Below are 13556 nucleotides of genomic sequence, written 5' to 3' on the forward strand. Positions count from 1 at the left end.
GGAAACTTTAGGTTTCACCGCTATGTCGAGTTGCTACAAACCCCCAGGAAAGAGTTTCATGAAGATGACTTCAGCTGAAGTAAGAAATGCATTTTTAAGCTTCTTTAACAGCAAAAATCACCAAGTAGTTGCCAGTAGTTCATTAGTCCCTCACGACGATCCTACCTTACTATTTACCAATGCGGGTATGAATCAGTTCAAAGACGTATTTCTTGGCATTGATAAGCGTAATTACAGCAGAGCCACTAGCTCACAACGTTGTGTGCGAGCAGGCGGTAAGCACAATGATTTAGAAAACGTAGGCTATACGGCGCGTCACCATACTTTCTTTGAAATGCTAGGTAATTTCAGCTTTGGTGATTACTTCAAAGAAGAAGCCATTGGCTATGCATGGGAGTTCTTAACCGAAGTTGTTAAGTTACCTAAAGAGAAGCTCTTAGTCACTGTTTACCAAACCGATGATGAAGCCTTTGATTTGTGGTCAAACAAAATTGGCGTGCCTAAAGATCGCATTATTCGTATCGGCGATAAGTCTCCAGATAAGAAGTTTGAGTCAGATAACTTTTGGCAAATGGGTGACACTGGGCCTTGTGGTCCTTGTACCGAAATCTTTTACGACCACGGTGAACATATCTGGGGCGGTCCTCCGGGAAGTCCTGAAGAAGATGGCGACCGTTTCATTGAGATTTGGAACGTAGTATTCATGCAGTTTAACCGTCAAGCCGATGGAACAATGGATCCCTTGCCAAACCCATCGGTTGATACCGGTATGGGCTTAGAGCGAATCGCGGCCATTTTGCAAGGCGTACACTCTAACTATGAAATTGATATTTTCCAGAACCTGATTGCAGCAGCTGCGAAAATTATTGGCACCAATGATTTGGAAAACAAATCATTGCGAGTAATTGCCGACCATATTCGTTCATGTGGTTTCTTAATCGCTGATGGCGTTATGCCTGCTAATGAAGGTCGCGGTTACGTACTGCGCCGTATCATTCGTCGGGCGGTTCGACATGGTAATAAGCTGGGTGCTACTGATGCATTCTTTTATAAATTATTGCCTGCACTAATCGCTGAAATGGGTGAAGCCTACCCTGAGTTGCAAACTCAATTACCAGTTATTGAGCGTGTTCTTAAGCTAGAAGAAGAACAGTTTGCCAAAACCCTTGACCGTGGTTTACTAATTTTGGACGAAGCACTTAGCGAATTGGAAGGTTCGGTTATTCCAGGTGACTTGGTGTTTAAGCTTTATGACACTTATGGCTTTCCAGCAGATTTAACCGCTGATATCGCTCGTGAGCGAGAGTTAAGTGTAGATGAGGCCGAGTTCGAAGCGGCCATGCAAGCTCAACGTGAGCGAGCGAAGCAAGCCAGTAACTTTGGTACCGACTACAACGACAATCTAATTATTGACAGCGCGACTGAGTTCCTTGGTTACCAACACTTAGAAGCAGACGTTAAGATTGTTGAAATGTATAAAGATGGCGAGCCTCAATCGTCTCTCACCGGCGGTGACCAAGCTATTATCGTGTTAGATAAAACACCGTTTTACGCCGAGTCAGGCGGTCAAGCTGGCGATGCTGGCGAGTTGATGTACCAAGGTGGAAGCTTTGTTGTGCAAGACACCTTAAAAGTGGGCAAGGCTTTTGTACATAAAGGTTACCTGCAAGGTGGTGACTTAAATGTTCAGCAGCAGGTGCAAGCTAAAGTTGATTCTCGTCGTCGCTGGAATACTGCGCTAAACCACTCGGTAACACACCTATTGCACGCTGCATTGCGTCAAACATTGGGTGAGCACGTTACTCAGAAAGGTTCTTTGGTAGAAGCGGCGCGCTTACGTTTCGATTTTTCACACTTTGAAGGTGTGTCTATGCGCTCGCTACGTCAAGTTGAACACTTAGTAAACCAACAAATTCGTCGCAACCTGCCTGTTGAGACCAAGGTAATGAACCTTGATGAAGCTAAGCAAGCTGGTGCGATGGCCTTATTTGGTGAGAAATATGACGACGACGTGCGTGTTGTTAGCATGGGGGACTTCTCAACTGAGCTATGTGGGGGAACTCACGTAAACCACACTGGTGACATCGGTTTCTTTAAAATCACCAGTGAAGCAGGTATTGCTGCTGGGGTTCGTCGTATTGAAGCAGTAACCGGTCAATTTGCTATCGACTTGATTCACCGCCTAGCCGAAGAAACAGAAAAAGCGGCTAACTTGGTTAAAGGCGACCAATTTAATATTGGTGAGAAAGTGATTCAGTTAGTTGATCGCAACAAAATGCTCGAGAAAGAAGTGACTCAGCTAAAAGCTAAGTTAGCTAGTGCTGCCAGTAATGATGCTGCAGATCAAATACAAACCATTAATGGTGTGAAAGTATTGATTGCTTTAATCGATGGCGCAGAAGGTAAAGCACTGCGTAGTAGCGTTGATGAGCTCAAAGTTAAGCTTGAAAGCGGCGTAATTTTACTGGGCACTGTAAACGACGGAAAAGTTAGCTTGGTAGCTGGTGTAACTAAAGACCTTACTGGTCGCGTTAAAGCGGGTGAAATGGTGAATATCGCTGCGCAATGTGTTGGTGGTAAAGGTGGCGGCCGTCCAGATATGGCACAAGCTGGCGGTTCAAATCCAGATGGTTTACCTAAAGCCCTAGCTGAAGTGAAAGAGTGGCTTGTTGAGAAGCTTTAAATAGTTATACATTAAGTGTTAGAGAAAAAGGAAAGCAAGTGGCACTAATTGTTCAAAAATATGGCGGCACTTCGGTTGGTACTTTAGAGCGTATCCAAGCCGTAGCTGATCGCGTTATTCGCTGTAAAGAAGCGGGCGATGACATCGTGGTTGTCCTTTCAGCAATGTCTGGTGAAACCAACCGTTTATTAGGCTTGGCCCAAGAGATTGATGAAAACGCCAGTGAGCGTGAAAAAGACGTATTGGTATCTACCGGCGAGCAAGTCACTATTGCCTTGCTGAGTATCGCACTGCAGAAGAAAGGTTGTGATGCGATTTCTATGACTGGCGACCAGATCCGCATGCATACCGATAATGCGCATGGTAAAGCGCGTATAACTGATATTGACGATCACAATATTCACGCACACTTGAAAGACAATAAAGTAGTGGTGATTGCTGGCTTCCAAGGTAGGAGCCCAGACAACTACATTACTACTTTGGGCCGTGGTGGTTCAGACACTACCGCAGTGGCTATTGCCGCCGCGCTTAAAGCCGATGAGTGTCAGATATACACCGATGTTGATGGTGTTTACACCACTGACCCACGGGTAGAGCCTAAAGCTCGCCGTTTAGAGAGCATTACTTTTGAAGAAATGCTGGAAATGGCCAGTTTAGGCGCAAAAGTTTTGCAGATCCGCGCTGTTGAGTTTGCCGGCAAATATAATGTGCCGTTGCGTGTTCTATCGAGTTTTACTGAAGGTAATGGCACCTTAATTAGTTATGAGGGAAATAAAATGGAGTCACCCGTAATATCAGGCATCGCATTTAATCGTGATGAAGCAAGTTTAACTATTTTGGGTGTACCAGATAAACCTTCCGTTGCTGCATCAATTTTGGCACCAATTGGTGATGCTAATATTGACGTTGATATGATCATTCAGAACTCGATGGGCGATAATACGGCAGATTTTACCTTTACGGTTCACCGTAATGATTACAAGCGAGCAAAAGAGTTACTAGAAGAAACCTCTAGCAAACTAGGCGCACGTGAAGTTCAAGGTAAAGATTCCTTGGCAAAAATTTCTATCGTTGGGGTGGGTATGATGAATCACCCTGGTGTTGCTAAAACCATGTTTGAAACCTTAGGAGACGAGGGCATTAATATGCAACTTATCTCGACTTCTGAAATCAAAGTGTCGGTTGTAGTAGACGAAAAGTATTTAGAGTTGGCTGTACGTGCTTTGCATAGTGCATATAACCTAGAGCAATAATAATGACTCTTTGGCTTAAACAAGCTAGTCTATACGCTTAATAGCAGAAAAATAACAGCTTAGATAAGTCGCTAAAGAACAAGAATATGAATTTAAGGAGATAATGAATGCTAATTTTGACGCGCCGTGTAGGCGAAACGTTAATGATTGGGGATGAAGTAACCGTAACTGTATTAGGTGTTAAAGGTAACCAAGTACGTATCGGCGTAAACGCACCAAAAGAAGTATCTGTGCACCGTGAAGAGATCTACATGCGCATTCAAGCAGAGAAAAGTGCAGGCGCCTAAGCAAGCCTTACATTGCCAAGATTTATCTTTAGGAAGCCTCTGGCTTCCTTTTGTTTTTTTAGGCTTTTGATGTTGATGAGCTGCGGCCACAAACTCACCTCTCAATTGCCAGAACGTTTGCTTTGTAGTCAGTTGCTAAACAAATACATAGCCAACTGTTCGAAAGCTGAACGAACAAAAGAAAAGTGACAAAAAAGGTTTGACTATATTTTTGGAAGCAGTAATATCTGCATCCGAAATCGCGGTGAGGTGGCCGAGTGGCCGAAGGCGCTCCCCTGCTAAGGGAGTATAGGGTTTGTAGCCCTATCGAGGGTTCGAATCCCTCCCTCACCGCCATCGATTTCAACGCGCGTGTAGCTCAGCTGGATAGAGTACCTGGCTACGAACCAGGCGGTCGGAGGTTCGAATCCTTCCACGCGCGCCATATTTTAAAAGAATGATTCGTCATTTTTATTACAAAGCGTTTTCTGCGCGCGTGTAGCTCAGCTGGATAGAGTACCTGGCTACGAACCAGGCGGTCGGAGGTTCGAATCCTTCCACGCGCGCCATTATTTAAAAAGCTCATAGTTATGTGAGCTTTTTTTATTGAAGTGTTACCTGTGCGCGTGTAGCTCAGCTGGATAGAGTACCTGGCTACGAACCAGGCGGTCGGAGGTTCGAATCCTTCCACGCGCGCCATATTTTAAAAGAATGACTTGTCGTTCTTGTTTACAAAGTGTTTTCTGCGCGCGTGTAGCTCAGCTGGATAGAGTACCTGGCTACGAACCAGGCGGTCGGAGGTTCGAATCCTTCCACGCGCGCCATTCTTCTTTAGTTTGCCCTTGGGCGAGCTTGCTGAAGGAAATCGAGGTGAGGTGGCCGAGTGGCCGAAGGCGCTCCCCTGCTAAGGGAGTATAGGGTTTGTAGCCCTATCGAGGGTTCGAATCCCTCCCTCACCGCCATCGATTTCAACGCGCGTGTAGCTCAGCTGGATAGAGTACCTGGCTACGAACCAGGCGGTCGGAGGTTCGAATCCTTCCACGCGCGCCATTTTCTGTTTTTATTTGATGCATTGCCCATTCTCTTCTAGGCTTTGTTTCATAACCCACGCGCGTGTAGCTCAGCTGGATAGAGTACCTGGCTACGAACCAGGCGGTCGGAGGTTCGAATCCTTCCACGCGCGCCATTTTCTCTCTTTCTATTTATCCTCTTTCACGCCCTAGATCACTATTCACCTCTTATTCATCTTAAAATTGCATCTCTTGTGATCGACATTACTACTTTTGAGGTAGCTAAGCTGCTAGATTAGTTAATGAATTATGCTGTCGTACAGCTGTAAATCAGTTGTTAACTAAATGTTATCGTTTGGCGGTTTAAGCTGTGTAATGAGCGATGTGGCGTATAATTGCGAATTTTGTCATTGGCAAAATAAAGTTAACAATACCAAGGTTTTGAATAATTATTCAAAAATCAAGTTTGATTTTTGTTGTTTAGCATGTAATTCTTACGCCAATCTCAAAGGATGTGGATTAATAATATGATGGATTTGACTGAGCTGTTAGTGGAAGCAGCAACGTTAATGGGGGTCGGGATGATCGCCGTATTCGCTTTTTTATCGCTACTTATTGTTGCGGTAAATGGCTTAGCTAAGCTAGCGCCACCGCTAGCTGAAGTAGCGGAACCAACGCAAACCTCGTCTCCAACTCCCCAACCTGCCAATAACGCCACTGTAGTAGCCGCTATATCAGCAGCTGTTCAACAGTACCGGAAGGCCCAATAACTAAAAGAGGATTTAACGCAATGTCTAAACCACTTGCATTAACCGATGTTGTATTGCGCGACGCGCATCAATCATTATTAGCAACCCGTCTTCGTATTGAAGATATGTTGCCTATTGCTGAGCAACTCGACCAAATTGGTTATTGGTCTTTAGAAACATGGGGCGGCGCAACCTTTGACGCTTGTATTCGTTACCTTGGTGAGGATCCATGGGAGCGTTTGCGTGAGCTGAAAAAAGCCATGCCGAATACTAAACAGCAAATGCTGTTGCGTGGCCAGAATCTGCTAGGCTACCGTCACTACGCCGATGACGTAGTTGAACGCTTTGTTGAGCGAGCGGTTAAAAACGGTATGGACGTATTCCGTATCTTTGATGCTATGAACGATCCACGAAACTTCCAAACGGCGGTAAAAGCTGCTCTTGATTGCGGCGCACACGCTCAAGGTACTATTTCTTATACTACTAGCCCAATTCACACCACGGATAACTGGGTAGACTTAGCTAAGCGTTTAGAAGACATTGGTTGTCACTCAATTGCAATTAAGGATATGTCAGGCTTATTAAAGCCCTATGAAGCTGAAACCTTGATTAAGCGCCTTAAAGCTGAAACAGATGTGGAAATTGCGCTGCACTGTCATGCAACTACCGGTTTAAGCTTACCGACCCACATAAAGGCCATTGAAGCCGGCGTAGACATCATTGATACCGCCATCTCTTCAATGAGCTGTACTTATGGTCACAGCCCAACAGAGACCATTGTAGCAATGCTAGAAGGCACTGAGCGCGATACTGGCTTAGACCTAACTAAACTGGAATCTATTGCCGCTTACTTCCGCGAAGTGCGTAAAAAGTACGCTAAGTTCGAAGGCAGCCTTAAAGGTGTTGATTCACGCATTCTTATCGCGCAAGTACCTGGTGGCATGTTAACCAACATGGAAGGCCAGCTTAAAGAGCAAGGCGCTGCAGATAAACTTGATGAAGTATTGTTAGAGATACCTAAAGTACGTAAAGATTTAGGTTACATTCCATTGGTAACACCTACTTCGCAAATTGTAGGCAGCCAGGCAGTGCTTAACGTTTTAACTGGTGAGCGTTACAAAACGATTACCAAAGAGACCGCAGGTATCTTAAGTGGTCAATATGGTAAAGCGCCAGGCGAGCTGAATGCAGACTTACAAGCGCGTGTTCTTGATGGCGCCGAAGCCATTACATGTCGTCCTGCTGATTTGCTGCAAGCGGAGATGGAGCGTCTTGAAACCGAAGTTGAGCAACTAGCCAAAGAAAAAAGCTTTGCTTTAGCTGAAGACAAAATTGACGATGCCTTAACCTACGCATTGTTCCCACAAATAGGCCTTAAGTTCCTAGAAAATCGTGGCAACCCAGATGCCTTTGAGCCAGTACCAAGCGCGGATGACGTTAAAGTAGCGGCTCCTGCTAAACCTGGCGCAGTAGAAACTTACTCGGTGCGAGTGGACGGTCAGCTGTACACCGTAGATGTTGGCCCAGAGGGTTCTATTGATGGCGTAACACCAGTAGCAAGCTCAGCGCCAGCTGCGGCCACTCCAGCAGCACCAGCTGCCAGTGGCAAAGGCGAAGCGCTACCAGCTCCTTTAGCGGGTAACATTTTTAAAGTTCTCGCTAAGCCTGGTGCCAATGTGCAAGAGGGCGATGTATTGCTGATTATGGAAGCAATGAAAATGGAAACCGAAATCCGTTCCGCTAAAACCGGGGTTGTTGACGAGGTATTAGTTAGAGAAGGTGATGCGGTTGCAGTGGGTGAAGTCCTACTTAGCATCGCGTAAGGGAGCGAGAACGTGGAAGGAATTACTAAGCTATGGCTGGAAACCGGCCTAGCTAACTTCGAACCTGCACAATTAGTAATGATGGCAGTAGGTTTACTACTGCTGTATTTGGCAATTGTGCGTAAATTTGAGCCTTTATTATTGTTACCCATTGGTTTTGGTGCAGTGCTGGCCAATATTCCAAATGCTGGATTTAACGATGAAGGTGGTTTGCTTTACTACGTTTACCATGTAGGAATTGAAACCGGTGTTTTCCCACTACTTATCTTTATGGGAGTAGGTGCATTAACTGACTTTGGTGCGCTTATCGCAAACCCAAGGATGTTATTGCTAGGCGCTGCGGCTCAGTTTGGTATTTTTGCAACGCTATTTGGCGCAATTTTATTAAACATGATCCCAGGTTTTGATTTCACGCTGGCTGATGCTTCTGCGATTGCCATTATTGGTGGTGCTGATGGTCCGACGGCTATCTTCCTTGCCTCTAAACTTGCACCCGATTTATTAGGTGCGATTGCGGTAGCTGCTTATTCATACATGGCGCTGGTTCCAATTATTCAGCCGCCGATTATGAAGGCCTTAACCTCTAAAGAAGAACGCGAAATTCAAATGGAGCAATTGCGTCCGGTAAGCGTGCGAGAAAAGATTGTTTTCCCTATCGCAGTACTTGGCTTAACCATTTTGTTCTTGCCAGCAGCAACGCCTTTAGTAGGTATGTTTTGTTTAGGTAACCTAATGCGTGAAAGTGGGGTAGTTGACCGTTTAAGCAAAACTGCGCAAAACGAGCTAATCAACGTAGTAACCATTTTCTTAGGTTTAGCGGTAGGTTCTAAGTTATCTGCAGATAAGTTCTTAACCGTAGAAACCTTAGGTATTCTTGGTTTAGGTGCAGTGGCATTTGGTATTGGTACTGCCTCAGGCGTATTAATGGCTAAGCTAATGAGCCGTTTAAGTGGCGGTAAAATTAACCCACTAATTGGTGCTGCTGGTGTATCTGCGGTGCCAATGGCAGCACGTGTAGTAAACAAGGTTGGTTTGGAGTCAAACCCTCATAACTTCTTGTTGATGCATGCAATGGGGCCAAACGTTGCTGGCGTATTGGGTAGTGCTGTAGCTGCGGGTGTATTGCTGTCTTTAGTTGGTTAATACTCAAGCGCTAAATAAAAAGCTTGCCTCGGCAAGCTTTTTTTATGTCTAGCTAATGGGTTAGCCAAATCATTAATGAGAAAAAACCGATCAATGCGCTGCTAATTCCAATAATCCAATAGTAGCCTTTTAAACCTTGTTTAAAGCTTAAGCCGTAGTGGAATAGAAACAGTGTCCATAAAATGGTTAATAACAAGGGCAACAAGAAAAATCGCACCATAATTGTACCTACTGGGTCACTTAAGTAATTGAAGAACTTTTAGTTTACCTTCATTACTTACAAATTGAAGTAGTACCAATCACACTAAGTAAGTGATCAGAAATAACACAGGAAAAATACTCGAGAATAAGGCAGGATTTTTCGATAAGTAGTTATTCTACAATCAAAAATCCAAACATAGTTATCGAGCATTTTAGCCAGATAGAATGAACAGCTACTTAGTACGATTGGTATAAGCAAATCATTAACTTCGCTACGCTTCACACAGATTACTCGTTTTTACTCAACTAACTTTCATTGCTGGTTTACCGTATTACCGCGCTTAATAAAATATTCTAGTTAAATCGCCGCTAATTGGTATGATGCAGGCTACATCGGCTGCTGTTCAGTCCGACCGCATAAAGAGTAGATTATGAACCTCCAAGATTACCAAAACTATGCAGCTTTCATTTTTGACATGGATGGAACCTTAATTGACTCCATGCAACATCATCAAAACGCGTGGCAGTCTGCTCTCGATCAGTTTTCTATTCCTTTTACCTCTGAGCAAATGCTGGCGATGAGCGGTATGCCAACCCTACAAACAGTTGAAAACTTGCTTGCCGATGCCCATATAGAGGGGATAGATGTTCACAAAGTGGTGGATGCTAAAGAGCAGTGTTATCACCAACTAGTAAATAGTGAAATACTGCCAACACCGTTAATTAAAGTGTATGAGCATTTTTTAGGTGAAAAGCTGATGGCGGTAGGGACAGGTGCAAGCCAGCAGCAAGCCGAGATGATACTCAGTAAATTAGGTATAGCTGATAAGTTGCAGGCGATTGTTGGTGCTGATCTCGTAGCCGCCCATAAACCTGCTCCTGACACCTTCTTAAAGTGTGCAGAATTGATGCAGGTAGAACCGCAAGCATGCTTGGTATTTGAAGACGCTGATGCTGGCATAGAGGCTGCAAAAGCCGCCGGGATGGCGGTGGTTGACGTAAGAAACTTGTGGCCAGCGAATTATTTTGTTGATTAGGCGGTTCTATTGTTAGTTGTTTTATTTTTTAGCGCCTTTGTTTCGGCTACCTTGTTACCCGGTAGCTCAGAAGTTGTGTTGTTGGGTTTAGCTAGCCAAATTCCTGAACAGTGGCTCAGCTTGTTAGTGGTAGCTACCTTAGGCAATACCCTAGGTGGCTTGGTCACCTTTGCGATGGGCTGGGGCGCTTTTTACTTTGGTAATAGGCATTTTAGTTGGTTACCTAACTTGAACGAACAAGCCAAGGCTAAGCCTTGGTTGGTCAAATACGGAGCCTGGAGTTTACTCATGAGCTGGGCTCCAGTAATTGGCGATGCGCTTTGTTTTATTGCGGGCGCGGCTAAGCTTCCGGTTTGGCAAAGCACTATTGCCATGCTTATTGGCAAAGCGATTCGTTACGCTTTGCTGTTGGCATTAGGCAACGCAGTTGTGAATATTTAATAAATGATTAGAGAGGTCAATATAGTGCTTAGATGGTTAAGTGTGCTTAGCATTCTGTGGTTAGCTGCTTGTACTCAGATAGACCCTAACTCTTCAGTTGAGCTACCCAAAGGGGTGGAGTTAGTCGAAACCTCACAGGCCAATAATAGCGATATCCAGATAGCTTACAAAAAGTATCGCTTAGCTAATGGCCTAACGGTATTGCTCTACCAAGATGATAATGCGCCTTTAGCCCATGTAGATATTACTTATCATGTTGGCTCTAATCGCGAAGAGCCGGGTAAATCGGGCTTTGCCCACTTCTTTGAACACATGATGTTCCAGGGCTCTAAGCATGTTGGAGACCAAGAGCACTTTCGCATTATTAACGAAGCGGGCGGAACCATGAATGGTTCTACTTCAAAGGATCGCACCAATTACTACCAAACTGTTCCAGCTAATCAGCTGGAGAAAGTGCTGTGGTTAGAGGCCGATCGAATGGGTTTTTTGCTCGAAGCGGTAAGCCAGAAAAAATTCGAAATCCAGCGAGATACCGTAAAAAATGAACGTGCACAGCGCGTCGACAATGCTCCCTACGGTTTATTGTCAGAGCGGGTAGACGAAGCGCTTTATCCTCGAGAACACCCATACTCATGGCAACCTATTGGTTATATTGAAGATTTAAATCGGGTAGATGTAAATGACTTAAAAGCATTCTTCCTTCGTTGGTACGGGCCAAATAATGCAGTGTTAAGCATTGGTGGTGATATTGATGAGTTGGAAACCCTAGAGTGGATAAACAAATATTTTGGTGGCATTCCCAGTGGCCCAGCAATTCCCCAAATTACTCCGAGCCCAGCCAAGCTTAGTGAAACTCGCTATATTTCTTTAGAAGATCGTATCCATATCCCTCTGCTCTATATCAGCTATCCCACGGTGTATGCAGGTGCTGAAGACGAAGTCGCCTTAGATATGTTTTCCGAGATTTTAGGTGGGGGAAAAAGCTCACTGCTGCATCAATCATTGGTTGAATCAGGTAAAGCCTTGTCTGCGGGCAGCTCGCATTATTGTCGTGAAATGGCCTGTACATTGTCGATTTACGTGCGTGCTAATCCGCAAGCTGGCTTAACTTTGGCCCAGCTGGAGCAAGATGTTGACCAAGCCATTAACGACTTTGCAGAGCGCGGAGTAAGCGCAGAAGATTTACAACGCGTTCGCTCATCGCTTAAAGCTTCAACTATTTATAGCTTAGAAAGTGTCTCTGATGTGGTCACTCAGCTTGCCTTTGGCGAAACCTTCTTTGAACAGCCTTTATATATCAGTGAAGTACTGCAACAGTTTCAAAATGTAAACGATCAACAGGTTCAAGAGGCTTATCAGCATTACATCATAGGTAAACCTAGGGTGGTGATGAGTGTGGTACCAAGAGGGCAAACTCAGTTAATTGCTAGCGAAGATAACTTTACACCCGCTCCGCGCACTCTGCCTGAGCAGCAGCACATTGATGACAGTGAGCTAGCACTGCGCGAAGTGAAAGATAATTTTGACCGCAGTGTAGAGCCGCCTTCTGGCCCTGCTGTGGCTGTTAAGTTACCGGAATTATGGCATGCAGAGTTAACTAATGGCTTGCAGGTATTAGGCACCTCAGAGCAGCCAACGCCTACAGTTACCCTGCAGTTCAGATTACCCGGCGGCAGTATTTCAGAGCCCAAAGGCAAAGAAGGTTTGGCTAAGCTCACTGCGCAAATGTTAATGCAAAGCACCCAGCAAACCACCGCCGCTGAGATATCAGATCAACTTACAGAGTTGGGCGCGTCAGTTAGCTTTAGTGGTGGGTTATACAGCCAAAATATTAGTCTGTCTTCGTTAACTGAGAATTTGCCTCAGGTTCTGGATATTTTGCAGCAGCGCCTATTAACCCCCGCGTTTAATAGCGCAGAGTTCGAGCGTGAAAAAGCCCGCCACCTGCAAAGTATTGAGCAGAAATTTAATCAGCCAAATTGGCTAGCCAGTATTGCCAGTCAAAGTTTGTTCTTCGGTGAAGGCAGCCGTCTAGCAACCTCTAGCTGGGGAAGTCGTGATAGCGTCGCTGCGCTTACTCTAGAAGATGTGAAGCAGTTTTGGCAACAGCATTACCAACCAAACGGCAGCCAGCTGGTTGCAGTGAGCAACCTCAAGCAAGCAGAGATTGAAAAGGCATTGCAGCCTTTACAACAAAAATGGCAAGGCGAGGCGAGTAAGGCTGCTCATTTAACGGCGAAACCTTCTGCAGACAACAACACCATTTACCTGCTCGATAAGCCGGGTGCGGTGCAGTCGGTGATTCGGATTGGCCGTTTAGCGATGCCTTACGATGCTACCGGTGAGTATTTTAAAGCTAACTTGATGAACTTTAATTTTGGCGGCAACTTTAATAGTCGAATTAACATGAACTTACGTGAAGACAAAGGTTATACCTATGGCGTAAGTAGTGGATTTGGCGGTTTTAAAGATAGCGGTAGCTTTGTTATCTCAACCGATGTGCGACAAGATGCCACCGCATCGGCCATTCAAGAGTTGTTGGCGGAGCTAGAAGCTTACTCAAAAACTGGCCCAAGCGATGAAGAACTCTCATACATGCGCAGCGCAGTTTCTCAGCAAGAGGCCCTGGCCTACGCAACACCATCGCAGAAAGCTTCATTTTTGATGCAAATGTTGGCCTTTGATTTGGGGCCAGAATTTGTAGCCACTCAGAATCAAATTACCGCCAATATTAGCCAAGCTGAATTACAGCAATTGGCGGCGAAGTACTTCTCACCAGAAGAAATGATAGTGGTGGTAGTGGGTGATAAACAGCAGCTACTATCAGAGCTAAAGAAAATAGGTATGCCAGTTCAAGAACTTGCATTGTAACGTAGCAACGCACAGTGGTGGCAAAACATGGACGATCTCGCTATGCTTTGCCACATTACGCGTTTTAACAAGATAGTGA

10 protein-coding genes and 8 tRNA genes are annotated in these 13556 nt (G+C 45.0%); 17 read left to right on the forward strand and 1 reads right to left on the reverse strand.

The genetic code is table 11. The features are described from left to right. Positions 1-58 precede the first annotated feature (58 nt). From alaS to OAG1_RS06670, 14 genes are all read left to right on the forward strand, one after another. Complete coding sequence (gene alaS, locus OAG1_RS06605; protein WP_338625073.1) at positions 59-2683, forward strand: alanine--tRNA ligase; 2625 nt, start codon at positions 59-61, stop codon at positions 2681-2683. Positions 2684-2721: 38 nt separating this feature from the next. Further along, positions 2722-3936, forward strand: coding sequence for an aspartate kinase (locus OAG1_RS06610; protein WP_016402828.1), 1215 nt, complete (start codon positions 2722-2724; stop codon positions 3934-3936). 107 nt (positions 3937-4043) lie between these two features. Further along, complete coding sequence (gene csrA / locus OAG1_RS06615) at positions 4044-4223, forward strand: carbon storage regulator CsrA (RefSeq protein WP_016402827.1); 180 nt, start codon at positions 4044-4046, stop codon at positions 4221-4223. Positions 4224-4466: 243 nt separating this feature from the next. Continuing rightward, positions 4467-4559: transfer RNA gene (locus tag OAG1_RS06620), tRNA-Ser, on the forward strand. An 11-nt stretch (positions 4560-4570) separates the two neighbouring features. Continuing rightward, positions 4571-4647, forward strand: a tRNA-Arg gene (locus OAG1_RS06625). Positions 4648-4694: 47 nt separating this feature from the next. Continuing rightward, positions 4695-4771 (forward strand) — tRNA-Arg (locus OAG1_RS06630). A 53-nt stretch (positions 4772-4824) separates the two neighbouring features. Beyond that, positions 4825-4901, forward strand: a tRNA-Arg gene (locus OAG1_RS06635). A 48-nt stretch (positions 4902-4949) separates the two neighbouring features. Then, a tRNA-Arg gene (locus OAG1_RS06640) sits at positions 4950-5026 on the forward strand. 45 nt (positions 5027-5071) lie between these two features. Next, positions 5072-5164, forward strand: a tRNA-Ser gene (locus OAG1_RS06645). Positions 5165-5175: 11 nt separating this feature from the next. Next, positions 5176-5252 (forward strand) — tRNA-Arg (locus OAG1_RS06650). Positions 5253-5311: 59 nt separating this feature from the next. Next, positions 5312-5388, forward strand: a tRNA-Arg gene (locus tag OAG1_RS06655). 351 nt (positions 5389-5739) lie between these two features. Beyond that, a complete protein-coding gene (locus OAG1_RS06660; protein ID WP_040307700.1) occupies positions 5740-5982 on the forward strand; it encodes an OadG family transporter subunit in 243 nt (80 codons plus the stop codon). Between the two features lie 20 nt (positions 5983-6002). Continuing rightward, positions 6003-7784 (forward strand): sodium-extruding oxaloacetate decarboxylase subunit alpha, encoded by a 1782-nt coding sequence (oadA, locus tag OAG1_RS06665; protein WP_338625081.1) that lies wholly within the window; start codon positions 6003-6005, stop codon positions 7782-7784. A 12-nt stretch (positions 7785-7796) separates the two neighbouring features. Further along, positions 7797-8927, forward strand: a complete 1131-nt coding sequence (locus OAG1_RS06670; RefSeq protein ID WP_016403962.1) for a sodium ion-translocating decarboxylase subunit beta — start codon at positions 7797-7799, stop codon at positions 8925-8927. A gap of 52 nt (positions 8928-8979) precedes the next feature. On the opposite strand, the gene OAG1_RS06675 is transcribed toward OAG1_RS06670, so the two are convergent. Next, on the reverse strand, positions 8980-9147 hold the full coding sequence (locus tag OAG1_RS06675) for a hypothetical protein (protein WP_016403963.1): 168 nt from the start codon (positions 9145-9147) through the stop codon (positions 8980-8982). Positions 9148-9559: 412 nt separating this feature from the next. On the opposite strand from OAG1_RS06675, the gene OAG1_RS06680 reads away from it, so the two are divergent. From OAG1_RS06680 to OAG1_RS06690, 3 genes are read left to right on the forward strand one after another with little or no spacing between them, the layout of a single operon-like run. Continuing rightward, complete coding sequence (locus OAG1_RS06680) at positions 9560-10165, forward strand: beta-phosphoglucomutase family hydrolase (RefSeq protein ID WP_338625090.1); 606 nt, start codon at positions 9560-9562, stop codon at positions 10163-10165. 9 nt (positions 10166-10174) lie between these two features. Next, positions 10175-10606 carry a YqaA family protein gene (locus OAG1_RS06685; protein ID WP_338625092.1) on the forward strand — a complete coding sequence of 144 codons (432 nt, stop codon included), beginning with the start codon at positions 10175-10177 and terminating at the stop codon, positions 10604-10606. A 24-nt stretch (positions 10607-10630) separates the two neighbouring features. Next, complete coding sequence (locus tag OAG1_RS06690; RefSeq protein WP_338625094.1) at positions 10631-13477, forward strand: pitrilysin family protein; 2847 nt, start codon at positions 10631-10633, stop codon at positions 13475-13477. Positions 13478-13556: the final 79 nt, after the last annotated feature.

This window comes from Agarivorans sp. OAG1 (assembly GCF_037076485.1).
GTDB classification, from domain to species: Bacteria; Pseudomonadota; Gammaproteobacteria; order Enterobacterales; family Celerinatantimonadaceae; genus Agarivorans; species Agarivorans albus.